The organism is Methylocystis sp. (assembly GCF_051062815.1).
Lineage (GTDB): Bacteria > Pseudomonadota > Alphaproteobacteria > Rhizobiales > Beijerinckiaceae > Methylocystis.
The window spans coordinates 178,561-201,712 of sequence record NZ_JBPFDU010000074.1; the positions used below are offsets into that span (position 1 = coordinate 178,561).

The 23,152-nt window shown below is 61.3% G+C and carries 21 protein-coding genes; 17 read left to right on the forward strand and 4 right to left on the reverse strand.

The window, feature by feature from the left end; all coding sequences use genetic code 11:
* Positions 1 to 103: 103 nt before the first annotated feature.
* Entirely contained in the window at positions 104 to 181 is a 78-nt protein-coding gene (gene pqqA / locus ACR65W_RS13165) for a pyrroloquinoline quinone precursor peptide PqqA (RefSeq protein WP_083481414.1), read from the reverse strand.
* Positions 182 to 529: 348 nt separating this feature from the next.
* On the opposite strand from pqqA, the gene ACR65W_RS13170 reads away from it, so the two are divergent.
* The 7 genes from ACR65W_RS13170 to ACR65W_RS13200 all read left to right on the forward strand — a co-directional run bounded on the left by ACR65W_RS13170 (position 530) and on the right by ACR65W_RS13200 (position 8,985).
* Positions 530 to 1,630: a formylmethanofuran dehydrogenase gene (locus ACR65W_RS13170; protein WP_434500847.1), complete on the forward strand. Its 1,101-nt coding sequence runs from the start codon at positions 530 to 532 to the stop codon at positions 1,628 to 1,630.
* Positions 1,621 to 3,258, forward strand: a complete 1,638-nt coding sequence (locus ACR65W_RS13175) for a formylmethanofuran dehydrogenase subunit A (RefSeq protein ID WP_434500848.1) — start codon at positions 1,621 to 1,623, stop codon at positions 3,256 to 3,258. The genes ACR65W_RS13170 and ACR65W_RS13175 overlap by 10 nt, the downstream gene beginning before the upstream one ends.
* Entirely contained in the window at positions 3,246 to 4,154 is a 909-nt protein-coding gene (gene fhcD / locus ACR65W_RS13180; protein WP_123175878.1) for a formylmethanofuran--tetrahydromethanopterin N-formyltransferase, read from the forward strand. The genes ACR65W_RS13175 and fhcD overlap by 13 nt, the downstream gene beginning before the upstream one ends.
* Complete coding sequence (locus ACR65W_RS13185) at positions 4,151 to 4,960, forward strand: formylmethanofuran dehydrogenase subunit C (protein WP_434500849.1); 810 nt, start codon at positions 4,151 to 4,153, stop codon at positions 4,958 to 4,960. Before fhcD ends, ACR65W_RS13185 begins: the two co-directional genes overlap by 4 nt.
* A gap of 62 nt (positions 4,961 to 5,022) precedes the next feature.
* Positions 5,023 to 5,238, forward strand: a complete 216-nt coding sequence (locus ACR65W_RS13190) for a hypothetical protein (RefSeq protein ID WP_434500850.1) — start codon at positions 5,023 to 5,025, stop codon at positions 5,236 to 5,238.
* A gap of 34 nt (positions 5,239 to 5,272) precedes the next feature.
* A complete protein-coding gene (putA, locus tag ACR65W_RS13195; RefSeq protein ID WP_434500852.1) occupies positions 5,273 to 8,389 on the forward strand; it encodes a bifunctional proline dehydrogenase/L-glutamate gamma-semialdehyde dehydrogenase PutA in 3,117 nt (1,038 codons plus the stop codon).
* A 95-nt stretch (positions 8,390 to 8,484) separates the two neighbouring features.
* A complete protein-coding gene (locus ACR65W_RS13200; RefSeq protein ID WP_434496555.1) occupies positions 8,485 to 8,985 on the forward strand; it encodes an Hsp20/alpha crystallin family protein in 501 nt (166 codons plus the stop codon).
* Positions 8,986 to 9,018: 33 nt separating this feature from the next.
* Here ACR65W_RS13200 and ACR65W_RS13205 read toward each other — a convergent pair whose 3' ends face one another.
* On the reverse strand, positions 9,019 to 10,296 hold the full coding sequence (locus ACR65W_RS13205; RefSeq protein WP_434500853.1) for an FAD-dependent monooxygenase: 1,278 nt from the start codon (positions 10,294 to 10,296) through the stop codon (positions 9,019 to 9,021).
* A gap of 137 nt (positions 10,297 to 10,433) precedes the next feature.
* On the opposite strand from ACR65W_RS13205, the gene ACR65W_RS13210 reads away from it, so the two are divergent.
* The 4 genes from ACR65W_RS13210 (at position 10,434) to rlmH (ending at position 13,509) form a co-directional block, all read left to right on the forward strand.
* Positions 10,434 to 11,147: a CDP-alcohol phosphatidyltransferase family protein gene (locus ACR65W_RS13210; RefSeq protein WP_434500854.1), complete on the forward strand. Its 714-nt coding sequence runs from the start codon at positions 10,434 to 10,436 to the stop codon at positions 11,145 to 11,147.
* Positions 11,140 to 12,111, forward strand: coding sequence for a quinone oxidoreductase family protein (locus tag ACR65W_RS13215; protein ID WP_434500855.1), 972 nt, complete (start codon positions 11,140 to 11,142; stop codon positions 12,109 to 12,111). Before ACR65W_RS13210 ends, ACR65W_RS13215 begins: the two co-directional genes overlap by 8 nt.
* 507 nt (positions 12,112 to 12,618) lie before the next feature.
* Entirely contained in the window at positions 12,619 to 12,963 is a 345-nt protein-coding gene (rsfS, locus tag ACR65W_RS13220; protein ID WP_434496558.1) for a ribosome silencing factor, read from the forward strand.
* Positions 12,964 to 13,029: 66 nt separating this feature from the next.
* Positions 13,030 to 13,509: a 23S rRNA (pseudouridine(1915)-N(3))-methyltransferase RlmH gene (rlmH, locus tag ACR65W_RS13225; protein ID WP_434500857.1), complete on the forward strand. Its 480-nt coding sequence runs from the start codon at positions 13,030 to 13,032 to the stop codon at positions 13,507 to 13,509.
* A gap of 44 nt (positions 13,510 to 13,553) precedes the next feature.
* Here rlmH and ACR65W_RS13230 read toward each other — a convergent pair whose 3' ends face one another.
* On the reverse strand, positions 13,554 to 14,027 hold the full coding sequence (locus ACR65W_RS13230) for a YgaP family membrane protein (RefSeq protein ID WP_434500858.1): 474 nt from the start codon (positions 14,025 to 14,027) through the stop codon (positions 13,554 to 13,556).
* 167 nt (positions 14,028 to 14,194) lie between these two features.
* Between ACR65W_RS13230 and ACR65W_RS13235 the strand changes: the two genes are divergently transcribed.
* From ACR65W_RS13235 to ACR65W_RS13255, 5 genes are all read left to right on the forward strand, one after another.
* Positions 14,195 to 15,490 (forward strand): adenylosuccinate synthase, encoded by a 1,296-nt coding sequence (locus ACR65W_RS13235; RefSeq protein ID WP_434500859.1) that lies wholly within the window; start codon positions 14,195 to 14,197, stop codon positions 15,488 to 15,490.
* A 455-nt stretch (positions 15,491 to 15,945) separates the two neighbouring features.
* A complete protein-coding gene (locus tag ACR65W_RS13240) occupies positions 15,946 to 16,347 on the forward strand; it encodes a hypothetical protein (protein ID WP_434500860.1) in 402 nt (133 codons plus the stop codon).
* A 166-nt stretch (positions 16,348 to 16,513) separates the two neighbouring features.
* A complete protein-coding gene (locus ACR65W_RS13245; protein ID WP_434500861.1) occupies positions 16,514 to 17,884 on the forward strand; it encodes a glycosyltransferase family 4 protein in 1,371 nt (456 codons plus the stop codon).
* A 105-nt stretch (positions 17,885 to 17,989) separates the two neighbouring features.
* On the forward strand, positions 17,990 to 19,051 hold the full coding sequence (locus tag ACR65W_RS13250; RefSeq protein ID WP_434500862.1) for a glycosyltransferase family 2 protein: 1,062 nt from the start codon (positions 17,990 to 17,992) through the stop codon (positions 19,049 to 19,051).
* Positions 19,052 to 19,239: 188 nt separating this feature from the next.
* The gene (locus ACR65W_RS13255; RefSeq protein ID WP_434500863.1) at positions 19,240 to 20,088 is read left to right on the forward strand and encodes a glycosyltransferase; all 849 of its coding nucleotides are present in this window, start codon (positions 19,240 to 19,242) and stop codon (positions 20,086 to 20,088) included.
* Positions 20,089 to 20,182: 94 nt separating this feature from the next.
* Here the strand turns inward: ACR65W_RS13255 and ACR65W_RS13260 are convergent, their stop codons facing one another.
* Positions 20,183 to 21,241 carry an SGNH/GDSL hydrolase family protein gene (locus ACR65W_RS13260; RefSeq protein ID WP_434502726.1) on the reverse strand — a complete coding sequence of 353 codons (1,059 nt, stop codon included), beginning with the start codon at positions 21,239 to 21,241 and terminating at the stop codon, positions 20,183 to 20,185.
* Between the two features lie 397 nt (positions 21,242 to 21,638).
* On the opposite strand from ACR65W_RS13260, the gene ACR65W_RS13265 reads away from it, so the two are divergent.
* Positions 21,639 to 23,117 (forward strand): asparagine synthase-related protein, encoded by a 1,479-nt coding sequence (locus tag ACR65W_RS13265; protein ID WP_434500218.1) that lies wholly within the window; start codon positions 21,639 to 21,641, stop codon positions 23,115 to 23,117.
* Positions 23,118 to 23,152: the final 35 nt, after the last annotated feature.

The following is a 23,152-nucleotide window of genomic DNA, read 5'->3' on the forward strand; positions in this document are numbered from 1 at the left end:
GAGCCGGCGATGCGAAGCGCAACCGCTTTGCGCAGCGCTCTTCTTGCCGGCTCGATTTTTGGAATTCGTTGGCGGCTTCGGCGAAGCGAAGGCCGCGCCGAAATTAGATCTCGGCGGACTCGTAGCTGGTGATTTCCATGCCGACGCAGACTTCGACAATCACGGGAGTCGTCCAGGCCATTTTTTCCTCCGTATTAGGACTCTTTACGGCTCTGCCTGCTTATGTGGCGCGTCGCGCCCGCAGGTTTAAGCTCGGCGCAGCATTTAACATGATCTCCGCTGCTTCGCAAATGGGATGCGGCGCACAATATCGGCCGCTTGCGACGATAGCCGAACGCTTCTGTGGGGCCTCGAATGCAAATGACGCAGCCGAACGTCTCGACAGTCGCCGTGACGGCTGATAGGCATAAGCAAAACGCGGGAGGAGCCGCCCGGCTCGGCGAGTAGGCGCTAAAAAACAAATGGATAGCGTTCACTTCGCCGTTAAGCTTTCGAGCTTGGCCAGGGCAGGTCGCAAATCGGGGTAGGAATGGAGACAGCAACGCTCGACGGCAAGGCGATTGCGCTTGGCGACGCCTATCGACATGCCGCCAAAATTCTCAGTGGGGCGGCCTTTCCGCTCGTCGCCGGCCTTGGGGCCGACGTCGCCGGCGCGCGCGCCGCGATGCTCTTGGCCGAGCGGCTGAAGGGCGCCTTCGATCATCTCGCGTCGCGCGAAACGCTCGCCGATATCGACGTCAAGCGTTCCTTCGGCATGTTCACGACGACGGCGAACGAGGCGCGGCTTCGCGGCGACTGCGTCGTGCTGATCGGCCCGGGATTGACTCAAGCTTGGCCTGGCATGCTGGAGCGCCTTGCGCTTGCCGAGCCGCCGCGCCGCGGGGCGCAAGCGCAGCAGCCGCGCAAGGTGATCTGGGTTGGGCCGGACGGCGAGGAGGCGAAGGCCGTCCCTGGCGCAAGGATCATTCCGGCCTCTCAGCAGGAACTTTCCGGCGTGCTGGCGGCGTGGCGCGCCCGCTTCGGCGGACGGCCGGTGGCGCTGGGCGCTGAAAAAGTCAATCTCATTGACGGCCTCGTGGAGACGTTGCGAAACGCGCGTTTTGGCGTCTTCGTCTGGTCGGCGTCGACGCTTGATCTTCTGGCGATCGAGATGATGCAGGCTTTGGTGATCGAGCTTAACGCCACGACCCGATTCACCGGCGTCCATATCGGCGGCCGCAGCGGCGCTTCGGGCGTGACCCAGACGGCGGGCTGGATGACGGGCTTTCCGCCGCGCACGGGCTTTGGCCGTGGTTATCCGGAGCATGACCCGTGGCGCTTCGAATCCTCGCGGCTTGTCGACAGTGGCGAGGCCGATGCGGCGCTGTGGATTTCCGCCTTCGACGGCGAAAAACCCGCCTGGTCCCGCGCCGACATCCCGCTCATCACGCTTGCGCCGGCGCAGGCGGCGCCGCCTCGTGGGCTGTTCATTAAGGTCGGTCAGCCCGGCGTCACGCATGACGCGGTGCTGATGAGTCAGGAAACCGGCGGCATGACGCTGCGCAAAGCCAGCGCGCCGACCGACGCGCCGAGCGTCGCGCAGGCGATCGGGGCCATCATGGCGGAAGTTTCGGAGGGCGCATGGCGCTGACAGTTTTGCGCGGCGGCCATATCGTCGATCCGGCGACCGGCCAGGACGCGATTGGCGACGTGTGGTTCGAGGACGGCCGCATCGTCGAACGGCCCGAAGGGCGCAGCGCCGACAAGGAGATCGACGTCTCCGGCCATATCGTCATGGCCGGCGCGATCGACATCCATTCGCACATCGCCGGCGGCAATGTGAACACGGCGCGACTGCTGCTGCCGGAGCTGCATCGCGCGATTCGCGCGCGGCTGGCCGACACGCCGCTTTCGACCGCCAAATGGTCGAGCTACGAGACGGGCCGCCTCTACGCGCAGATGGGTTTCACCACTGTCGTCGAGCCGGCGATGGCGCCGCATCACGCCTTGCAGACCCATCTCGAATTCAACGACGTGCCGATCATCGACAAGGGCGCGCTCACCGTGCTCGGCAATGACGACTTTCTGCTCGGCATGTTGCGCGACGGCGATACTGACGGCGCGATCAATGACTATGTCGCACAGACCGTCGAGAACACCCGGTCGCTCGGACTGAAGTGCATCAATCCCGGCGGGGTCGAGGCCTTCAAGGAGAACATGCGCGCTTTCGGGCTTGACGATGTCGTGCCCTTTTACGGGCTGACGTCGCGCCAGATTTTCCAGGCGCTGCAGAAGTCGACTCAGGCGGTGGGCATCGCCCATCCGCTGCATCTGCACATGAACAATCTCGGCCTTGCCGGCAACATCGACACGGCGCTCGCCACGATCGACGCGGCGCAGGGGCTGCCGCTGCATCTCGCGCATGTGCAGTTCTACGCCTATGGCAAGGAAGGCAAGAACGGCTTTTCGTCGGCCGGCGCGCTCTTCGCCGAGAAGATCAACGCCAATAAGAATGTGAGCGTCGACGTCGGCCAGGTGATGTTCTCGGACACGGTGACGATTTCGTCCGACGTTCTGAAACAGTTCAACAGCCTGCCCGGCGCGATCCCGAAGAAGGGCGCGATCTTCGATGGCGACGCCAATGGCGGCGGCATCGTTCCCTACGCCTATAAGGTGTCAAACTACTATAACGCCATCCAGTGGGCGGCGGGCCTGGAGCTCTTCCTGCTCATTGAAAATCCCGAGCAGGTGTTCTTCACCACCGACCATCCGAACGGCGGTCCCTTCACGACCTATCCGGAGCTCTTCGCGCTGCTGATGAGCGCCGATCTTCGCGCGCAGCATCTTGCGCGCCTTCCGGCCGACGTGCTGGAGCACACCACGCTGCCGTCGATTTCGCGCGAATACACGCTTTACGAAATCGCGCAGATGAGCCGATCCGGCGCCGCGAAGCTCTTTGGCTTTGTCGATCGCGGCCGGCTCAGTCCAGGCGCCGTCGCCGACATCGCCGTTTATAAGCCCGGACGCGACGTCGCCGGCATGTTCCGGCGCGCGGCCCTCGTCTTCAAGGACGGCGCTCTCGTCGTGCGCGATGGCCAAGTCTCGCATTACACGCGCGGCAAGACGCTGCATATTCGCCCGCGTTACGATGGGCAGATCACGAAGCGTCTCGATTCCTATTACGACGACCTTTACGGCCTGCCGCGCAGCATTTTCGACGTGCCCGACGCGGCGCTGCCGCACTCGGACGCCTTTGCGGAGGTTCCATGCCGGATATAATTCGCAACGGCGTGACGATAGACGACAATTTCGCCGAAGCCTTCCCGATGAGCGGGACGGGCATTCTGATCACCGCGCCGAACGCCAAATGGGCGCGGCAGGCGGCGCTGACGATGACGGGTTTTGCAACGTCGGTCATCGGCTGCGGCTGCGAGGCCGGAATCGATCGCGAAGTGCCGCCCGAAGAAACGCCGGACGGACGCCCGGGCGTTCGCGCGCTGCTCTTCGCCATGTCGTCGAAAGACGCGGAGAAGCAGCTCGTCAACCGGCTCGGCCAATGCGTGCTGACGTGCCCCGGTTCCGCGGTCTATTCGACGGTCGCCGGCGAATTCGAGATCAAAGTCGGCGACGCGCTGCGCCAGTTCGGCGACAAATGGCAGATGTCCAAGGTCGTCGACGACCGGCGCTACTGGCGCGTGCCAGTCATGGACGGAGAATTTTTCTGCGAAGGCAAGGTCGGCCTGACGAAGAAATCCGTGGGCGGCGGCAATCTTTTGATCATGGGCGCGGACTGGGACAAGACCATGCGTGCGACCGAGGCCGCCGTCTCGGCGATCGACGGCGTCGCCGACGCCATTGCGCCGTTCCCCGGCGGCATCGTGCGCTCGGGCTCAAAGGTCGGTTCGAAATATAAGGGCATGAGCGCGTCGACCAATGACGCTTATTGTCCGACATTGCGCGGCGTCACCAAGAGCGAACTCGACGCGGATATCGGCTGCGTGCTTGAAATCGTCATCGACGGCTTGACCGACAACGCCGTGCGCGAGGCGATGCGCGCGGGGCTTCACGCCATCATCGAGATGGGGCCGGAGCAGGGCGCCAAGCGCGTCGGCGCCGGCAATTACGGCGGCAAGCTCGGACCGTTTCATTATCATCTGAAGGAATTGCTGCCGTGAAGCCTTTTACCTTCACGCTTCGCCAGGAGCCGCCGCAGCGCGTCGATCTCTCGGCGCTGACGCCCGACCGCCTTGCGGGAAAATCCGTCGCGCAGATCGAAGAGATCGAGCTCGGCGTGACGCGCATTTCGACGAAAGTCGGCGACCTCTTCAAGGTTGCGGAAGGCGAACTGAAGACTGTTCGCTTTGAGGGCGGCTCTTCCCGCTTCGATCTTCTCGGCGCGAAGCTTCTGCCTGGCTTTGCGATTCATGTCGAAGGCGACGTCGGGGCGCAGTGCGGCCGTCTGGCCAAGGGCGGCAGGATCACCGTCGCCGGGAACGCTGGCCCGCATGCAGCATCCGGCAATCTTGGGGCCGAGCTGGAGATCAAGGGCGACGTCGGCGATTTCCTCGCCGGTCCGCTCGCGGGCGAACTCGCCGGCATGGCCGGCGGGCGCGTCATCGTGCGCGGCAAGGCGGGCGAACGCGCCGGCGACCGGCTGCGTCGCGGCATTCTCGTCATTGAAGGCGACGCCGGCGAAGATCTCGGCGCACGCGTCATCGCCGGCACGATCCTGGTTTTGGGCGAGGCCAAGGGGCGCGTCGGCTATCTCAACAAACGCGGCTCGATTGTGCTCGCGCGCGGCGGCTGCTTCGGTTCGACCTATGTCGACTGCGGCGTGCATGAGCTGACGTTCGCAAGGCTTTTCGCACGCTCTCTCAGGGATCATAGCGCCCCCGCCGCCGATCTGCTGTCGCGCAAGCTGCGCCGCTATGGCGGCGACACTGCGGTCTATGGCAAGGGCGAGATATTGACCGCCGACTGACGGGCATTACCCTTGCTAAGAAGCAAAACGCCCTCCAGCGGGCGCTTAGCAAGGAGATTGCGATGATTTTCGTCGAACTCATCCTTACTGTCTGCACGCTGGCGCAGCCCGCCGCCTGCGACGAGCGCAAGCTCGTCCTCGAATCGACCACGGGCTCGACCAGCAATTGCGTGATGCAGGCGATGCCATATATCGCTCAATGGTGCGGCGAACACCCGCAACTGACGGTTACGAAGTGGCGTTGCGCGCGGCCTGGAGAGGAAGGCGACAAGATCTGATCGAGCCCTTCGGGCGCGGTCGGTTCCATGGCGAATGAATCGAAAAGACGATCGACCGGCGCCCTTTGCGGCGCCTTACGCGCCCCCCGACGAGAGCTTCGCTGAAGCCTTTCTCGGTTCGCGACCCGATGTTGGGACGCAACGGCTTGTCGAGGAAACTGCGCTGACGCTCGTGCGCGGCATTCGCGCACAACGTGATCCGCTCGGCGGCGTCGAAGACTTCCTTCACGAATTCTCCCTCTCCTCGCGGGAGGGTCTGGCGGTTATGGCGCTCGCCGAAGCGTTGTTGCGCGTCCCCGATGACGCCACGGCGGATCAACTCCTTGCTGATAAGCTCGCCGAGGGCGATTTCACTCATCACGAGACATCGAGCGACGCGCTGCTCATTCAGGCCTGCGCCTTCGCGCTGGGATTTTCGGCGCGCATCGTCGACGTCACGGAGCCGCGCGGGCTCGTCGCCGACCTTGCCCGGCGTCTCGGCCTGCCCGCGCTGCGCGCCGCCGCGCGTCAGGCGATGCGGTTGATGGGCGCGCATTTCGTCTTTGGCGAAACCATCGAAGCGGCGATCAGACGTGAGCAGGGACGACGCGAGCGCTTCTCTTATGACATGCTTGGCGAGGGCGCGCGGACCGCGGAAGACGCCGAGCGCTATTTTGAGGCCTACGCCCACGCCATTCGCGCCATCGGCGACTCGGCCGGAAGCTCCGGCCTCCCTGTGCGCCCCGGAATTTCGATCAAACTTTCGGCGCTGCATCCGCGCTATGAGGCGATTTCGCGCGAACGCGTTTTGCGGGAATTGCCGCCGCGGTTGCTCGACCTGGCGCGCCTCGCCAAAGAGCGCGATCTCGTTTTCACCATCGATGCGGAGGAGGCGGATCGACTCGAACTTTCGCTGGACGTGTTCGCACGCGTCGTCGAAGACCCGTCGCTTTCCGGCTGGGACGGATTCGGGCTCGCGGTGCAGGCCTATCTGAAGCGCGCGATGGCTACGATCGACTACGTCGCCTCGCTCGCGGAAGCGAACCATCGGCGCTTCATGGTGCGTCTCGTCAAGGGCGCCTATTGGGACAGCGAAATCAAGCGCGCCCAGGAGCGCGGTCTCGCCGATTATCCCGTGTTCACGCGCAAGGCGATGACCGATCTTAATTTCGACGCCTGCGGGGCGCGGCTCTTCGAACAACCGCGTCTCTTCCCGCAAATCGCCACGCATAACGCGCGTAGCGTCGCCGCCGTTCTGACGATGGCGGGCGCGCGGCGCGACTTCGAGTTTCAGCGCCTGCACGGCATGGGCGAGTCGCTCTATGAGTCGCTGGCGGAAATGAGCGACGCCGCGGTTCGAATCTATGCGCCGGTCGGTCCGCACCGCGATCTTCTCGCCTATCTCGTGCGGCGCTTGATCGAGAACGGCGCCAATTCCTCTTTCGTCGCACGCGCCGCCGATCCCGAGACGCCGGAGAGCGCGCTTGTCGCGGACCCTTATGAAGCGCTCGGCGCGCCAAATCGCGCGCGTCATCCGCGCCTTCCGCTGCCGAGCGAGATTTACCTGCCGCAACGCGCCAATTCGAAAGGCGTGGAGTTTGGCGATCGGACTGCGCTTGCGGCGCTGGTTGAGGAGACACGCGCGCCTTTTCCGCCGCCTGACGCGCGACCGAGCGTCGAGTCGCGGGCTGCGGCGCGCGCGGTCCTGTCGCCGATTGACGGCGCCATCGTCGGTCACGTCGTCGAAGCGGATGAAGCTGCGGCGCATGCTGCGATTGCGACGGCGGCGCGCGCCTTTCCAGAATGGTCCAGGACTCCATTCGAGGCGCGGGCGCGGATGATCGAACGCGCGGCCGATCTCATTGAGGCGCGACGCGGTCCGTTGATCGCCTTGTTGCAAAGCGAGGGCGGCAAGACTCTCGACGATGCGCTCGCCGAGGTGCGCGAGGCGGCTGACCTTTGCCGCTACTACGCCGGTCAGGCGCGAATTCTCTGCGCCGACATGCCGCTGCCGGGCCCGACGGGCGAAGCCAATGTCCTGCGCCGGCATGGACGCGGCGTCTTCATTTGCATTTCGCCCTGGAATTTCCCGCTCGCGATTTTCATCGGTCAGGTCGCAGCGGCGCTGGTCGCGGGAAATTGCGTCGTCGCCAAGCCCGCCGAGCAGACGCCGCTCGTCGCCGCCATGGCGATCGCACTCCTGCATGAAGCCGGCGTTCCGACGAACGTGCTGCACTTTGCGCCGGGCGATGGCGCGATCGGTGCCGCGCTTGTCGCTGATCCGCTGACCGCCGGCGTCGTTTTTACCGGCTCGGTCGAAGTTGCGCAGCGGATCAATCGCGCGCTCGCCGAGCGAGATGGCGCGATTGCGCCGCTCATCGCCGAAACGGGCGGGATCAATGCGATGATCGTCGATTCGACGGCGCTGATCGAACAGGTCGTCGACGACGTCATGGCGTCAGCGTTCCGATCGGCGGGCCAGCGGTGTTCAGCCTTGCGGCTCTTGTGCCTGCAAGAGGAGATCGCGTCCGTCTGCCTCGAAACGCTGATTGGCGCTGCGCGCGAGTTGCGGGTCGGCGATCCGCGCGAGATCGGGACGCATGTCGGCCCGGCGATTGACGCCGAGGCGAAGGACAAACTCGACGCCTATCTTTCGCGTCAGCGCGCAGCCGGGCGAATTCTTTACGCTGGCGTTGCGCCATCGACAGGAACTTTCGTCGCGCAGCATATCGTCAGACTCGATCGCGTCGAGGATTTGCAGGAAGAGATCTTCGGACCCGTCCTGCATGTGGCGACGTGGCGTTCGGAACGCCTGGCGCAACTGCTCACGGACATCGAAGCCAGTGGATATGGCCTCACGCTCGGCATGCATACGCGCATCGAACAGCGCATTCGCGCGTTGTCGCGCAAAGCGTCTGCCGGCAATATCTACGTCAATCGCAACATGATCGGCGCCGTCGTCGGCAGTCAGCCTTTCGGCGGATTCGGCTTGAGCGGCACCGGCCCCAAGGCCGGTGGGCCAGATTATCTGCTGCGATTTCTTCATGAGACGACGCTGACGATCAACACCGCGTCTTCGGGGGGCGACGCAGGACTGTTGTCGCTCGGAGACTCCGACGAGCTTGATCGCGACAAATTGGCGCAAACACGCCCGTTGAAGTCACACCTCTGACGCTCCACTTCACTAACGTTTCCACATCGATCGTCAGCGCCATCGTTGCTGAATTTTCGGTTGCTTGGCGATCGTCCGTAAAGAGGGAGATCAGCATGGCCGAACAAAGCAAGCTGCCAGCGTCACGAGAGTCCACGCAGGCCGGCGTTTTCGATTGGCATCCTTTCGAATCCTTCCGGCGCCAGTTCGATCGGCTCTTTGACGACTTTCCGTCGCGTAGAAGCTTGGCCGATTTCCAGCCGTTTGACCGACTGATGTCGGCGGCGACGCCGCCGGTCGATTTCGTCGAGAAGGACGGTGGATACGAGATCACCGCCGAACTGCCCGGGCTCGATGAGAAGAGCGTCGATGTGAAGCTTTCGAACGGCGTCTTGTCGATTTCCGGCGAAAAGAGCGAAGAAAAGGAAGAGAAGAAGGAAGGCTATTACTGTTCAGAGCGCCGATACGGCTCGTTCCGACGCGCCTTCAGGGTTCCCGAAGGAGTCGACGCGGAGAAAATCACCGCGGACTTCGAAAAGGGCGTGCTGAAAATCAAGCTGCCGAAAACGCCGGAATCCAAGCAGGAAGAAAAGAAGATCGAGATTGCAGCGAAGTAGCACCACGTTAGACGCGGCCCTAAAGCGCAGCCTCTAAGATCGCAGGCCGGCGCGTCCGTGCGGAGCGCCGGCGACTTCGCGCTTGTGCGCTGGCCGGCGCATCAGGCGCGGCAGAACGAGATGCGGCAACACGCCCTCGCGAATGACAGCCCGCCGCAGCGGCCCGAGCGCCGCCATGGCGATGAAGCTTGCGCCGCGCAGCAAATCCACCGGCAGATAGGGAATGATAAGCGACCGGTTCAGCAGGTCGACGCCATGCGTTCTAAAGCCGATGTCGGCGCGCCGGTGAAGGTCGTAGCGCGCCAGCGCCCGCGATAATTCGCGCGGATTCTTGAGATCGACGCTGGCGAGACAATCCTCGAGATCGGCGACGTCGCGCAGACTTAAATTCAGTCCTTGCGCGCCGATCGGCGGAAAGATGTGACAGGTCTCGCCGACCAGCGCGAGGCGCCCCGTCGCATGTTTCGACACCTGCATGCCGCCCATGCGGAACTGCCCGATGTCGCCTTCGATGCGCATGGCGCCCAGTTCCGACTTGGCGAAATCCTCGATTTCATATTCGAGCTCTTCGCGGGGCTTGGCGAGGCGTCGCCGCGCATCGGCGACGCTCATCAGCCAGACGAGGCTCGAACGATTCGGCGCATCATCTCGCGCGGGCAGCGGCACCAGCGTGAAAGGGCCCGAGCGCGTGTGATATTCCGTCGAAACATTTTCGTGCGGGAACTCGTGGCGCAGCATCATGGTGAGCGCGATCTGCGGATAGGTCCATTCCTTCACGTCGATGCCGGCGACCGCGCGGGCGCGGCTGTTGCGCCCGTCCGCCGCAACGATGAAGTCCGCCTGGAGCCGGCGTCCGTCTGCGAGAATGGCGACGGCGCCGTCGCTGTTGAATTCATAATCCGCGATATCGGCGTCGACGAACGCGATTTCGGAGCGGCCGCGACAAAGATCCAGCAGAATGGCGACGAGGTCATCGTTCGACACATTGACGCCGAGCGCCGGCAGCCCGATCTCGCGCGCACGCAGGCTGAGTTCCGGCACCGGCAGAAACTGATCGGTGTCGTCGATCATGTGGATCGCTTCGACGGCGCAGCCGCGTGCTCTGACGCGCTCCAGCGCGCCGAGCGCATCGAGAAATCGGACGGATGATTCGAACAAGGCGACCGTGCGTCCCGGCAGCGGCGGCGGAATGCGACCGGCGAGCGTCGTTTTCAATCCCGCACGCGCGAAGGCCAGCGCCGCTGCAAGGCCGGTCGCCCCGGCGCCGGCGACGAGAATGTCCGATCTGATGTTTTCGTGCGCCGCTGTCATCTCATTCGTCTCCTGCGCCTGTTATAGCGGGAGACTCTTCGGAGCGCGAGCAGGACCGGCGCGAGCAGCACGACTTTGGCTCGGCGCGAGGGCGGTGGTAGGCTGACGTCCCGCTTCTCCAGTCGTCTCCGCGCCTCGTGACGTCTTCTCGGCTCATCGGCCTTTCTGTCCACCTGTTCACCGCGAGCGGCGCGGCGCTCGGCCTGATCGCGCTGTTCCTCGCGGCGGACGGCCATTTTGCGGCGATGTTCGCCTGGCTTGGCGCGGCCCTCGTCGTGGACGCCGTCGACGGAACGCTGGCGCGGCATTTCCGGGTGACGGAAACGGCGCCCTTCATCGACGGCGTCGCGCTCGACCTCGTCGTCGACTTTCTCAACTATGTCGTCACGCCGCTTGTGGCGCTGTGGCGCTCCGGCCTCTTGGATCCGGCGCTCGCCGCGCCCGTTTGCGCCGCGGTCTGCGCCTGTTCGGCGCTCTATTTCGCGGATCGGCGAATGAAAACGGCGGACTACTGGTTTCGCGGATTTCCGTCGCTGTGGAACATCGTGGTCTTCTATCTTCTCGTGCTGCGGCCGCCGGCCGCCGCGAGTCTCACGCTCGTTGTCGTGACGGCGGCGTTCATGTTTGTTCCGGTCGCCTTTGTTCATCCGCTGCGTGTTAAGCGGCTGCGACCTGTGACGCTCGTCGTGACCATCATCTGGGGCGGGGCGGCGATCGCGGCGGTCGCACAGAATCTTGCAGCGGCCTCCTTCACCGTAAAGGCGGTTCTGGTCGTGACGGGGTGCTATTTTCTCGCTTTGCCGCTTTTTCGCGAGGGCGGCGCGATCACGAAAGGGGAGGTCGATGGTTAAGGCGATTCGCGTGCATCAACCCGGCGGGCCGGATGCGCTCGTCATGGAAGACGTCGATCTGCCGGCTCCGACCGCCGACGACGTGCAGATCCGCCACGCCGCCATCGGCGTCAATTTCATCGACGTCTATCGCCGTACCGGCGCTTATCCGGCGGACTATCCGTTTATCCCCGGACATGAAGGCGCCGGCAAGGTGATCGCCGTCGGCGAGAATGTGAAGGACTTCAAGGTCGGGGATCGGGTCGCTTACGTCGGCGCGCTTGGCGGCTATTCGGAGGCGCGCAACATCGCCGCCGGCTCAGTGGTCCATCTGCCGAAATCCTTCAGCTATGAGCAGGGCGCGGTGATGATGCTGAAAGGGCTGACGGCGCAATATCTGCTGCGCAGGACGTTCAAGGTGGAGAAAGGTCATCGTGTTCTCGTCCATGCCGGCGCCGGCGGCGTTGGGCAGATCCTCTGCCAATGGGCGAACGCGCTCGGGGCGAAGGTCATCGCCACCGTCGGCTCTCCTGAAAAGGCGAAGATCGCGGAGGAGGCCGGCGCGCGGCATACGATTCTTTATCGCGAGGAGAACTTCGTCGAGCGCGTGCGCGACATCACCAAGGGCAAGCTGTGCGATGTCGTCTATGACGGCGTCGGGCGCGCGACGTTCCCGGCTTCGCTCGATTGCCTGAAGCCATTCGGCATGTTCGTAAGTTTCGGCTCAGCCTCCGGTCCGATTGCGGCGTTCGATCTCGGCCTTCTGGCGCTGAAAGGATCGCTCTATGCGACCCGTCCCTCGCTTTTTACCCATATCGCCCGTCGGGGCGACTATGAGGAGATGATGGATGATTTCGTCCATGCGGTGAAGCGGGGGTTCGTGACTCTCGCCGAGCCCGCGCGGTATCCGCTCGCCGACGCCGCCAAGGTGCACGCCGCGCTCGAATCACGCGCCACCAGCGGCTCCATGGTTCTAATTCCATGATTTCGCCATAAAGGGACCGGCGAAAGCAGGGCTCCGGCGACAAACTTGACTTGTGTTGCAATTTAAGCACTAGGCCGACTGATGCGCTTCGCAACGCTTTGTTTACTTAGCCGAATCGGGCGCCGTCCGCGCGCCTCTCGCGGCACGCGTTCAGCAGTTTTTCCCCGCTTTTCACGCCGCCGCCTGGCGAGTCGCCAATTTCGTCCTACGCTTTTGGCGCAAATCGATTATGCTTTCCATGTTCCGGCTTTGAGGTTCCTCCCGCCTCTCGATTAGCCCGAACCGCCTTCCAAAGCCCGGCGCTTGAGCCGGGCTTTTTTCTTGGCCCCTCCCGACAACCCCCCAGTTTCTATTGCAATTTTTCGGCAAGAGCCCCATCCTTGTGTGGCGGCCGGCTCTCTTACGGGCGTGGGGCCGCGAAGCATGAGGGTTGCAACGCTGTCGACAGGTGTTCATCCGGGGGCGGCTCGTGGCCGGCTCCGACCGGAAATTGGCGCAAGTGCCCCATTGGCCGGCTCAATCGTGCAAAAGGTTCTCGCCAGCCTGGACGAAACCAAGGCCGAGGACATCGTCTCCATCGATCTACGCGGAAAAACGGCGCTCGCCGATGACATGGTCATCGCGACGGGCCGTTCGACCGTGCATGTCGGCGCCATCGCCGACAAGGCGATCAAGGCCCTCAAGGCCGCGGGCGTCATCGCGCCGCGCGTCGAAGGCCTGTCCCAGTGTGACTGGGTGCTGATCGACGCCGGCGACGTCATCGTCCACATCTTCCGGCCAGAGGTGCGCCAGTTCTACAATCTTGAAAAGATGTGGGGCGGCGACCGACCGCTGGAGATTCGCCTGGTCTGACGGGAGCGGACGCAAGCGCCCTTGGGATTGCTTGTCCATCTCGCTTCTCGTCTCGCCTGGCGTCGAATGAAACTGGGACTGATCTGCGTCGGCCGCCTGAAGGCGGGTCCCGAGCGGGAGCTTTTCGCGCGCTACGCCGAGCGCGTCCGCGCCCTGCGGCGGCTGGGCCTCGAAGGTCTCGACCTCAAGGAAATCGACGAGAGCAAGGCCTCCTCCAGCGCCGAGAGGGCGTCGCGCGAAGCGATGGAACTGCTTGCGGCGCTGCCTGCCGAATCACGGCTTGCGGCGTTTGATGAACGGGGCAGGGCGGAGACCAGCGCAGCCTTCGCGCAATTCATCGCCTCCGAACGCGACAGGGGCTGCAAGGCGCTGTGGTTTGCCATTGGCGGCGCCGAAGGCCTCGACGAGAGCGTGCGCGCGCGAGCAACGGCCGTCTTCTCCTTCGGCGCAATGACGCTGCCGCATCAGCTGGCGCGCATTCTCGCGGCGGAGCAGATTTACCGGGCGATGACAATACTCTCAGGGCACCCGTATCACAGGGCCTGACGATTTGGGTCCGATCACTCAGGGCGGGCCAGTGGCGATAGATCCTAATGCACGGTCCGTCCGTGCATCTCGCAGCCAAGTCCGGCCGCGCGCGCCGCCTCCTGAACCTTGTTGTCGGCCTTCTTCACCTTGTCGAAATCGCCGCGCAGCGCCTTGAGCGCGTTGCGCTCCTGACTGATTTCCTCGGCCGTTCGGAACGACATTCGACGCAGGAGCGGCAAAGGCGGGCACCAGCCCTGCAGCGCGTGCTGGAGCAGAAAGCCGCTGACGAGAACCGGCAGCGCCAGCCAGCGGCGATCCGACGTCAAGCCCAGCGCAAGTCCGACGAGCGCCACCGAGGAGGCGTTGGCCTCGAGCGCGCGCTCGATATCCCACTCCCGGTCGAGCTCTTCCAAGCGCTCGTCGATCTTCTCCGGGTGTTTGGCGAAGTAAGACAGCCGCGCCTGCGTTTCCTTGCGAATGGCGCGATTGATGTCTTCATCGGTGTTTTGTGCGACGCGAGCGACCGTGGTCGGCATGCATTCTACCTCCCCTTGTTCCTTTCCAACCGAAAACGCCGGCTGAAGTTCCTGATGTCGGGCCGCCGGCGGCCTTTACGGTCCGAACGGCATGCGCTAAACCCCGGCGGTAACGAGCCCCGGCGTTACCGCGCGGGGCTTTTTCTGTTGGAGATCGAGATACGGCCATGGCGAATGTGGCGGTGGTCGGCGCCCAGTGGGGCGACGAGGGCAAGGGCAAAATCGTCGACTGGCTGTCGCTGGAGGCCGACGTCGTCGTGCGCTTCCAGGGCGGCCATAACGCCGGGCACACGCTCGTCATCGACGGCGTGACCTATAAGCTCGCGCTGCTGCCCTCGGGCATCGTGCGACCCGGCAAGCTTTCCGTCATCGGCAATGGCGTCGTCGTCGACCCGCATTTCCTCGTTGGCGAGATCGACCGGCTGCGCGAGCAGGGCGTCGACATTTCGCCGATGAATCTCAAGATCGCGGAAAACGCGCCGCTGATCCTCTCGCTGCATCGCGAGCTCGACGCGCATCGTGAGGAGGCCGCTGGAAACGGCGTCAAGATCGGCACGACCAAACGCGGCATCGGACCCGCCTATGAGGACAAGGTCGGGCGCCGCTCGATTCGCCTCATGGATCTCGCCGAGCCGGATCTGCTCGACGACAAGATCGCGCGCGTGCTCGCGCATCACGATCCGCTGCGGCGCGGCCTGGGCCTGCCCCAAGTCGATCCTGGCGCCCTGCGCGAGGAGCTGCTGTCCGTCGCGCCGCGCATCCTGCCGTTCATGGATGCGGTGTGGGAGCTGCTCGAGGACAATCGCCGCGCCGGAAAGCGCATCCTTTTTGAGGGCGCGCAGGGCGTGCTGCTCGACGTCGATCACGGCACCTATCCTTACGTGACGTCGTCCAACACCGTGGCCGCGTCGGCGGCGAGCGGCTCGGGGCTTGGCCCCGGCGCCATCGGCTATGTGCTCGGCATCGCCAAGGCCTATACGACGCGCGTCGGCGGCGGCCCGTTTCCGACCGAGCTCCATGACGAGATCGGCCAGTTGATCGGCGATCGCGGCCGCGAATTCGGCACCAACACCGGACGGCGGCGCCGATGCGGCTGGTTCGACGCCGTGCTGACCCGTCAGGCGGTGAAGACGTCCGGCATCAACGGCGTCGCGCTGACGAAGCTCGACATTCTCGATGGTTTCGACGAGATCAAAATCTGCACGCATTACATGCTCGACGGAAAGCGCATCGAGCGCCTGCCGGCCTCGCAGGCGGCGCAGGCGCGCGTGCAGCCGGTCTATGAGAGCTTCCCCGGCTGGAAGGAATCGACGAGCGGCGCGCGCTCCTGGGCGCATCTGCCGGCGCAGGCGATCAAATATGTGCGTCGCGTCGAGGAGCTGATCGAGGCGCCGGTCGCTCTGCTCTCGACGAGTCCCGAACGTGACGACACGATCCTCGTGCACAATCCGTTTCAGGATTGAGCATACCCTCCCCCTCAAGGGGAGGGTTTCTCGATCACGCGCTCAGGGGGCTGAACGAGCAAACGCGGATTACCGACCAACACGTCGCTTGGATAAGCGAAAATTCTTTCATACGACCGGACGCCATTGCGCGGGTTATCGTGGAAGAAGAAAGAGTGAACAGTCGGTGCGCGCGAACTGCACATGCAGCGGTTCAACGATTTGAAATCTAAAGTTACGCTCTCCAATCCCTCATCGGCGCAACCGAAAATCTAATCTCGTGAGCGGTCAGCGTCATTGGTTTTCGCCTAAGCGGCATACACCCGAGCGCCGCGCTAAGCGCCGGCGGGATCGATGATTTTAGCGTCTCCTTTTGTTTGCCGTAATTATGTATTTGAGGTAGATGCCTGAGCAATAAGGCTTCCGGCTTGCTTGCGTCTTAAAGCCTAGACTTTGCGCTTCGGGAAGGGTGTAGGATGAATGCGAATAATGCTAAGCTTTTGACGGACAGCCGAGCGTGCGCATTCTTTGAAGACGCCGCGAATAAGCTTCGCACCCATTTCGAGCGCCAAGTGCTCGCGGCGCTGCCGGATTTTGCGCGCCGAGCGCTCGAAAGCGAGTTGAACGCATTCTCCAAATTGTCGGGCGCTGATCCTGTGCCGCCATTGGCGGAAGTCTCGCTCATGCGCGCGGAACAATGCGCCCATGACTTGCTGAGCATGAATTACGAAGGCGCCGCCCATTCATTTTTCCAGCGCTGTGTCAGCGAAGCGTCGGCGGAGATTGCTGCGGCGGTGATCGCCGCATCGGGGCAGGGCGGAAATATCGTGATTTTTCCGATGCCTTCCAGCAGAGTGGCGGTTGGCCGCACGCTATAGCTTTCCTGCGAGATTCCGTCTGCACCCGGCTGCGTCGGAGCCAGCTCAAAGCGCTCGGTCAGTCAGCGCTCTGAAGCGAGCCAGTATCATTGGCGCGGCGCCTTGTTACGGCCGACACGCCGCCGTACGAACGGGTGGCGGCGCGAGCTACGTGTGGAGAGCGGGAATGAAGGGAAAGATCGACGCCTATCTGCTCGAGGAGCTTCATCGCGAGTTGAGCGATATCGAGCAGTATGACGTCGATCCGCGCACGCGTTTCCTTTACGGGAAGGCGCTGGAGTTCTATTGGACGCTCTCGCGCCTCTTTGGTCTTGGCCGCCTGCATGACGGGCGCTGGCGCGAGCCGGATGCGGTCAAAGCGCAGGCGCTGCGCACGCGGATTGAAGGCGACATTCCGGCGCCGGCGGCGCGCGATCGTCTGCTCATCGATATGACGGCGACGCATCGCTTTCGCGGCCATACGGGCGTCCAGCGCGTCGTGCGCGAAATCGCGCGCGCCTGCGTTGAAAGCGGCGAAGCGCTTCCGGTCTATCTTGAAGGAGGCCGGCTCTACGGCCATTTCAAGCATGACAATTTGCCGGACGCGGTTGAACTGCAATCGGGCGACAGACTGCTCTTGCTCGATTCAGGATGGGGCTTCGTCGAGGAATATCCGCCGCTTTTGAGCGCAGCGCATGATGCTGGCGCCGAAGTCGTCGGCTGCCTCTATGATCTCATCCCCTTGCGTTATCCCGCCGCCACCGCCTTAAAGAACAGCGCGCCCTTCGCGTCCTGGTTCGAGAAGGTTCTGCTGCAATGCGACGCCATCGTCTGCATCTCGCAAAGCGTCGCGCAGGACCTTGTCGCCTATGTGCGGGAACAGCATCTCGCGACTCCCGCGAATATGCGGATCGGCTGGTGGCCGCTTGGCGCCGATTTTGGCGCGAGCGCTCAGGAAGCGCCCTCAAAGGCCGCCGAGCGCATCGCTTCAGCGCCGGCGCCGTTCTTCATGAGCGTCGGCACGCTCGAGCCGCGCAAGGCCTATCCCATCGCTTTGGATGCGTTTGAACGTCTTTGGTCGGAGGGCTGCGAGACGCGCTACGTCATCGTCGGCCGGCCGGGTTGGAACACGCGGGCGTTGCAGCGCCGAATCCGGCGACACAGCGAATATGGGCGCCGGCTGTTCTGGCTCGACAATGCGAGCGACGCCGATCTTTCGCATCTCTATCCGCGGGCGCGCGGCCTGATCTTTCCGTCCTTCGTCGAAGGCTTCGGCATGCCGCTCATCGAAGCGGCGCATCACGGCGCGCGAGTGATCGCGAGCGACATTCCAGTCTTTCGCGAAGTCGGCGGCGACGGGGCTGTCTATTTCGATGTGCTCGACGCGCAGGCGCTGGCCGAGCGCTTGCGCGAAGCGCTCTTTGAAACGAGAAACGTCAAGCCTCCAACGGTCACGACCTGGCGACAGTCGGCCGCGCGCCTCGTCTCAATGGTGCGGGGCGATCACTATCAGATCGACGCCGTCGAACTGGCCAAGGTTTTGGAGCCCGCGGAATGAAGGCGCGGGTCGCCGCGTTGCCTCAACCGCCGCTTCCGCCTATCTTCCGCGCGACTGAAGCTCTGTGAGGGCTTTTCTTTGCTCTCGCGAAGGGACCTAGCGTCGATGACCGCCAGCCTTTCCGTCTGCATTCCCATCTATAATTTCGCGAAATTCATTCCTGAAACTCTGGATTCGATCCTCGGTCAGGACGGCGGGGATGACGTGCAGATCGTCATTCTCGACGGCGCTTCGACCGACAACACCGCGGAAATTCTCGCGGGCTACGAGCGCAAGCATCCGAATATCAAATATGTGCGCCAGCCTCAGAAAGGCGGCATCGACCGCGACATGGCGAAATCCGTCGAGCCCGCGACCGGCGACTATTGCTGGCTGTTCAGCGGCGACGACATCATGCGGCCGGGCGCGCTGCGTCGCGTGCTCAACGAAATTCAAAGCGGCCATGATCTCTATTTGTGCAAGCACATGGAGTACATCGCCGATAGAGAAGAATGGATCGAGTGGCCGACGGTCGATGCGCCGGATGGCGCTGTTTTTGAGCTTTCGGACGAGCGGACGCGACATGAATATTTTAGACGCGCGGCAAACACCGAGGCGTTTTTCAGCTTCATTGGCGGATTGGTCGTTCGCCGCGAAAAATGGAACAGCGTTCCCCTTAACGAAGAATTCGTCGGCAGTTGCTGGGCGCATGCCGCGCGCTTGTTTGAATTGATGCGTAGCGGCCTCAGCGTCAAATGCCTTTCCGGAGCGCTGCTCGACCGGCGCCCCGATAACGACTCATTCGCGGCCGGCGGCATGGTGAATCGATACCGCTTAGCGATCGACGGCTTTCACAAGATCGCCGATCATTTTTTCGGACATGGCAGCGTCGAGGCTTTCCAGGTGCGCCGCGTCATTCGCGTCGAATTCCATCCTTTGGCGATGCTGCTCGGCAAATTCATGTGCTCGGTCAATCCGGCGGGCGAAAGCCGCGCGATGATGGATCGTCTCATGCGTGCCGCCTATTGCGATCTGACTCTCGCCAACCTCAGGGCGAAATTCGCCTACGCCACGACATCGCCGAGGCGCTTCAGACGCCAACAACCGGAGCTATGCGCGCGTCACGAGCGGAAGTTTAGGAGCGAACGCCAATCGCGGGGAGAGGCGGCAGGACTCAGCGCAACATGAAAGCAAGTGATGCGGGTTCTCCAAGAGGCGGATAATGCGCTAAATTCGGCGCGTCGCTTTCCAGCGCAATCGCTCTCTGGGAGTGGCGATTACCGCAACCATATGCCGCTGGCTTTCTCGATGGCGATCTAATGACTCAAAAAGTAGTCTATGCGCTGACCTCGGCGAGCGAAGATTTCTACTCCGTTTTGACGCGCGTCTCGGCCGCAGCGTTGAGAGCGAGTAATCCAAACGTAAAAATTGTCGTCGCCAGCGATCCGCAAACGTATCAGGCTCTGCAATCAGGTTCGGACCCGCTCCTGAACGAGATCGACGAACTCATAAGAATCGAGACGCCCTCCGGCGAAAGCAGCTTTCGCAACCGCTGGGTGAAGACAAGGCTGCGTTCCGCGATCGATGGAAAGTTCCTCTTTCTCGATAGCGATACGCTCGTGAAAGCCGATATCTCCGAAATATTTGCGATCGACGCCGACATCGCCGGCGCCGCCAATCATTCGGCCCGCCTCTATGAAGAGCAAATATGGGTGGAGGACCGGAAGGCTTTCGAAACGATGGGCTGGGAAGTTCATCCGGAGATCTACATAAATGGCGGCGTGATATTTTATAACGACACCAAAAAGGCTTTCGCGTTTGGAGAAGAATGGCACAAGCTTTGGCGCTCTTCCTTTGAAAAACTAAATAGGTACCGCGATCAGCCTGCGCTTAACGCGTCATTGAAGGCGGCGCAGCCGGAATTATTCGTATTGGACAATAGTTACAACGCGCAATTCAAGGTCTATCCGTCGGTCGCGAAAAACGCGAAAATCTTGCACTATTATTCTGCAAATAATGATGAGACGCACACCGCTTTCGAAGCGGCCGTGATGGAAGTTCTCCACGGCGGTCAGCTCACGCAAGCAACCATATCGAAAATGCTGAAAAGCGAGCATCCTTGGAGAAACAATACCATTTGGGACAGAGTTCTCGCAAGACGACTGCTGCGACAACGACGTTATGAGGGCATTGCCTGGAGTTGGCTTCGTAAGACTCGCCAATGACAAATATTGGCTGATCGCCAGTAGGTGAACGACAGTTAAATTTTGTGCGGTTCCCGAGCGCTTGCCGGATGCGCATGTCAAATCTTTAGCGTTTTTATCGAGGCTTGTATCCGAGTCTCTCCAAAAGCCGTACCGCTTTACGGGCAAAGATCGTAGTCTGCACGTCGCCCGGGTGGCCATCCGCCGGATTCGCCCAGTACGATCTCGGTCTTGGAGCGCGACCAAAAATGGTCTCCTGCTCGTCGAACGTGTTCTCAAATATTAGGTTATACTTTAGCATTGTTTGCTCAACTCGTGTCCATCTGAGTCGTTCCTCCTTCGTCGTCTCGTTGGGCGTTAGTAAAAATCCGAAGGGATGTCGAGCGATCGCTGCGAAATCGACAATTGCCGACTCCCAAAGACGGTAGATGTCGTCTTCATAAATTCGCTTCGTCCAACTGTCATAGCTGTAAGAGATTATCGGCGGATGCTCGAGAGAGCCAGTTGTTGGGGCTTTGGCGGCGAGGTAATTCTTTACGAATTGATCAATATAATCGAAAGCATAGGATCTGTTTAAAATATCCTTGTATTTATACAGTTTTAGCATATACGGTAGAGAATATAAATCCGTCAAATGAAATGGCATGATCGTTGGAGCGTAATCATGTGTGAGAAACTTGCCGATTGGATGCGGATCATTGCTCACAAGCCCGATCACCAAGTAGTCAAACTTCATCTCACGCAAATGTTCGTAATAAAATCCGAAATAGTCGAGGCTGCTCCATCCGTTCTTGCCAAAGGGATAGACCTCGCAATCGCTCAAATTCTGCAACTTAGCCGGCCATCGAACTTCTGGAGGGAGGCCGTCTCCCCAGACATAGCTGTCGCCCAAGACCACAATCTTGCATTTCTTGCTGTCTCGTAATTTCTCGATAAGATCGGGGACCTCGACATCGGTTCGAAAGCCATTGGCGTCAAGAAAGCCGAGTTTGTCGATGCGCTGATCTTCAAGTTTCAAGTGCTGGGGGATGTAAGAAGGAGCCGGATTTTGCGCCTGGTCAAATATCTGAGTCGTCCTCAGAACCATTTCAAATATTGCCAATGCAAAAATCGCTATGCCGAAAAAAACGACGAGATTAACGAGCGCTAGTTTTGCGAGCGCCTTGAAATTCATCTCCTCTGCTCACTGGCCGCATTGCCGCGGTCAAACCGAATGCCACGAATGGCGTTGGCGGCAGAACTGATCATCGGAGGTCAAAGCATCTCCTTGGACTTCCAACCATAACAATGAATGACTAATGTGGCAATGGAGACGAACGAAGGAAGGCTGGCTGCCGCAAGATCGCTCGGCGTTATTATCGTAGCGCCTCGGGCGTACATGATCTTTGGTTCGCCGATCAGCGAAAGGCATCAGGCGACCCGGCGGGGCGGGAGCGCAGGTTGGGGGGCGCTAACCCCCGGCAGGTGAAAGATTTAAAACGGATTGTGCAATTTAAGCTTGTTTGTCGATCCACGTGCTATAGTGAGTTTGGAGGCCGTCAGGCGTTATTCGAGCACGGGTCGACTATACAATGTGTGGCTTTATCTGGGCAAAGCTTCCTCAGCGTCCCACGGAAGAGCAGGTTTCGTCATCTGCTAAATTCATTGCCTCCAGAGGGCCTTCCTATTCGTCGTTTGACGTACGCCAAAACAAGAATTCATATATATATTCCGCACATTTTCTTTTGGATGTTTCCGGCGCCGCCGCAAAACAGCCGGCGCACTTTCCTGACGCGTCTTCCGCCGAATTGTCGCTTCTATTCAATGGCGAAATATACAATTATAAAGACCTTCAGCCCGGCGCGAGCAGCGATACCGAAGCTTTGCTTCCCTTGTTTTCGCGATTTGGCGCCGAGCTATGGGCGCGACTTGACGGCGAATATGCGATCGTCATCCATGACTGGAAGCAAAACCGGCTGCATATCGCCGCCGATCAATTTCTGACAAAGCCCATCGCCATCGCCTATGATGTGGAGACCGGCGCGTTCGGCGTCGCCTCCTATCCTTCAGCGTTGGAGGCGTTGGGCTTCAAGTCTTCTTCTTATTTTCAACCGAACGCCTATGCCGAATTCGATCTCGACGTCCCCTTGGCCTGGGCCGACGCGCTGAGGTCCACGAAAGAGAAGAGCGCCTATCATTACGATTTGGCGCAATTCGACACGACCTTCTTGAATTGGGAGACGGCCTTTTTGCGGTCCGTAAAAAAGCGGGCGACTCACGGGACGCTGCCGATTTTCGTACCGCTTTCTTCAGGCTATGATTCGGGCGCAATTTGTCTCGCGCTCAATTTGCTCGGGCTTCCCTATTCCACGATCACGATCAATTCTTCGGAGAATGACGAGGTCATAGCTCGAAGAATTAGAATCAACAAAAAGAGCGGCTGCGTAAAAGCAATCCAGCGGCGCCCGCTGTCGCCCCGCCAAAGGCAGGCGATCAAGCATTCGATAGCCAGAGATTGCGAACCCTTGAAATATTTTCACGCCGACGAAACGCTGTTGAGCGACGGGGGAGCGCTTGGCGCATATCACGTCGCGGAAATCGCAAAGAAAAATGGCACATATGTTTGCCTGTCGGGATGCGGGGCCGACGAGATCATCTCGGACTATGGCTACAACGGCACGAAGATTTACGACCATTCCGAATTCGGAGGCCTTTATCCAGATGACCTGAGAGGGTTCTTTCCCTGGAAAAAAGTGTACGGGGACACTATGAGAAGCTACCTGTTCAAGGATGAATATATATTCGGGGTTTTCGGCATTGAAGGACGCTATCCATTTCTCGATCCCGCTGTCGTCCAGGCTTTCTTGAGTCTCACGCCCGCTTTGAAAAATTCGAGATATAAGGCGCCGATCGCCGCCTTCTTGGAACGACACGGCTATCCGTTTGAACCGGACGTTAAAAGAGGCTTTTCGCCTTCCGACCATCGGATTGACGAGTCCTTGACCGGGCGTTTGAGGGAGAAGTTCGATTTGATCCGGCGATATGTCCCGGGCTTCAGGGATCGGATATAGCTGAACGGTCGCGAAGCGCGCCGACCGCCCGGCCC

Bases quoted from the DNA above. Each gene is read 5' to 3' on its own strand.
- pqqA (WP_083481414.1), bottom strand. From the start codon at position 181: ATGGCCTGGACGACTCCCGTGATTGTCGAAGTCTGCGTCGGCATGGAA.
- ACR65W_RS13170 (WP_434500847.1), top strand. From the start codon at position 530: ATGGAGACAGCAACGCTCGACGGCAAGGCGATTGCGCTTGGCGACGCC.
- ACR65W_RS13175 (WP_434500848.1), top strand. From the start codon at position 1,621: ATGGCGCTGACAGTTTTGCGCGGCGGCCATATCGTCGATCCGGCGACC.
- fhcD (WP_123175878.1), top strand. From the start codon at position 3,246: ATGCCGGATATAATTCGCAACGGCGTGACGATAGACGACAATTTCGCC.
- ACR65W_RS13190 (WP_434500850.1), top strand. From the start codon at position 5,023: ATGATTTTCGTCGAACTCATCCTTACTGTCTGCACGCTGGCGCAGCCC.
- putA (WP_434500852.1), top strand. From the start codon at position 5,273: ATGAATCGAAAAGACGATCGACCGGCGCCCTTTGCGGCGCCTTACGCG.
- ACR65W_RS13200 (WP_434496555.1), top strand. From the start codon at position 8,485: ATGGCCGAACAAAGCAAGCTGCCAGCGTCACGAGAGTCCACGCAGGCC.
- ACR65W_RS13205 (WP_434500853.1), bottom strand. From the start codon at position 10,296: ATGACAGCGGCGCACGAAAACATCAGATCGGACATTCTCGTCGCCGGC.
- ACR65W_RS13215 (WP_434500855.1), top strand. From the start codon at position 11,140: ATGGTTAAGGCGATTCGCGTGCATCAACCCGGCGGGCCGGATGCGCTC.
- rlmH (WP_434500857.1), top strand. From the start codon at position 13,030: ATGAAACTGGGACTGATCTGCGTCGGCCGCCTGAAGGCGGGTCCCGAG.
- ACR65W_RS13230 (WP_434500858.1), bottom strand. From the start codon at position 14,027: ATGCCGACCACGGTCGCTCGCGTCGCACAAAACACCGATGAAGACATC.
- ACR65W_RS13235 (WP_434500859.1), top strand. From the start codon at position 14,195: ATGGCGAATGTGGCGGTGGTCGGCGCCCAGTGGGGCGACGAGGGCAAG.
- ACR65W_RS13240 (WP_434500860.1), top strand. From the start codon at position 15,946: ATGAATGCGAATAATGCTAAGCTTTTGACGGACAGCCGAGCGTGCGCA.
- ACR65W_RS13245 (WP_434500861.1), top strand. From the start codon at position 16,514: ATGAAGGGAAAGATCGACGCCTATCTGCTCGAGGAGCTTCATCGCGAG.
- ACR65W_RS13250 (WP_434500862.1), top strand. From the start codon at position 17,990: ATGACCGCCAGCCTTTCCGTCTGCATTCCCATCTATAATTTCGCGAAA.
- ACR65W_RS13260 (WP_434502726.1), bottom strand. From the start codon at position 21,241: ATGAATTTCAAGGCGCTCGCAAAACTAGCGCTCGTTAATCTCGTCGTT.
- ACR65W_RS13265 (WP_434500218.1), top strand. From the start codon at position 21,639: ATGTGTGGCTTTATCTGGGCAAAGCTTCCTCAGCGTCCCACGGAAGAG.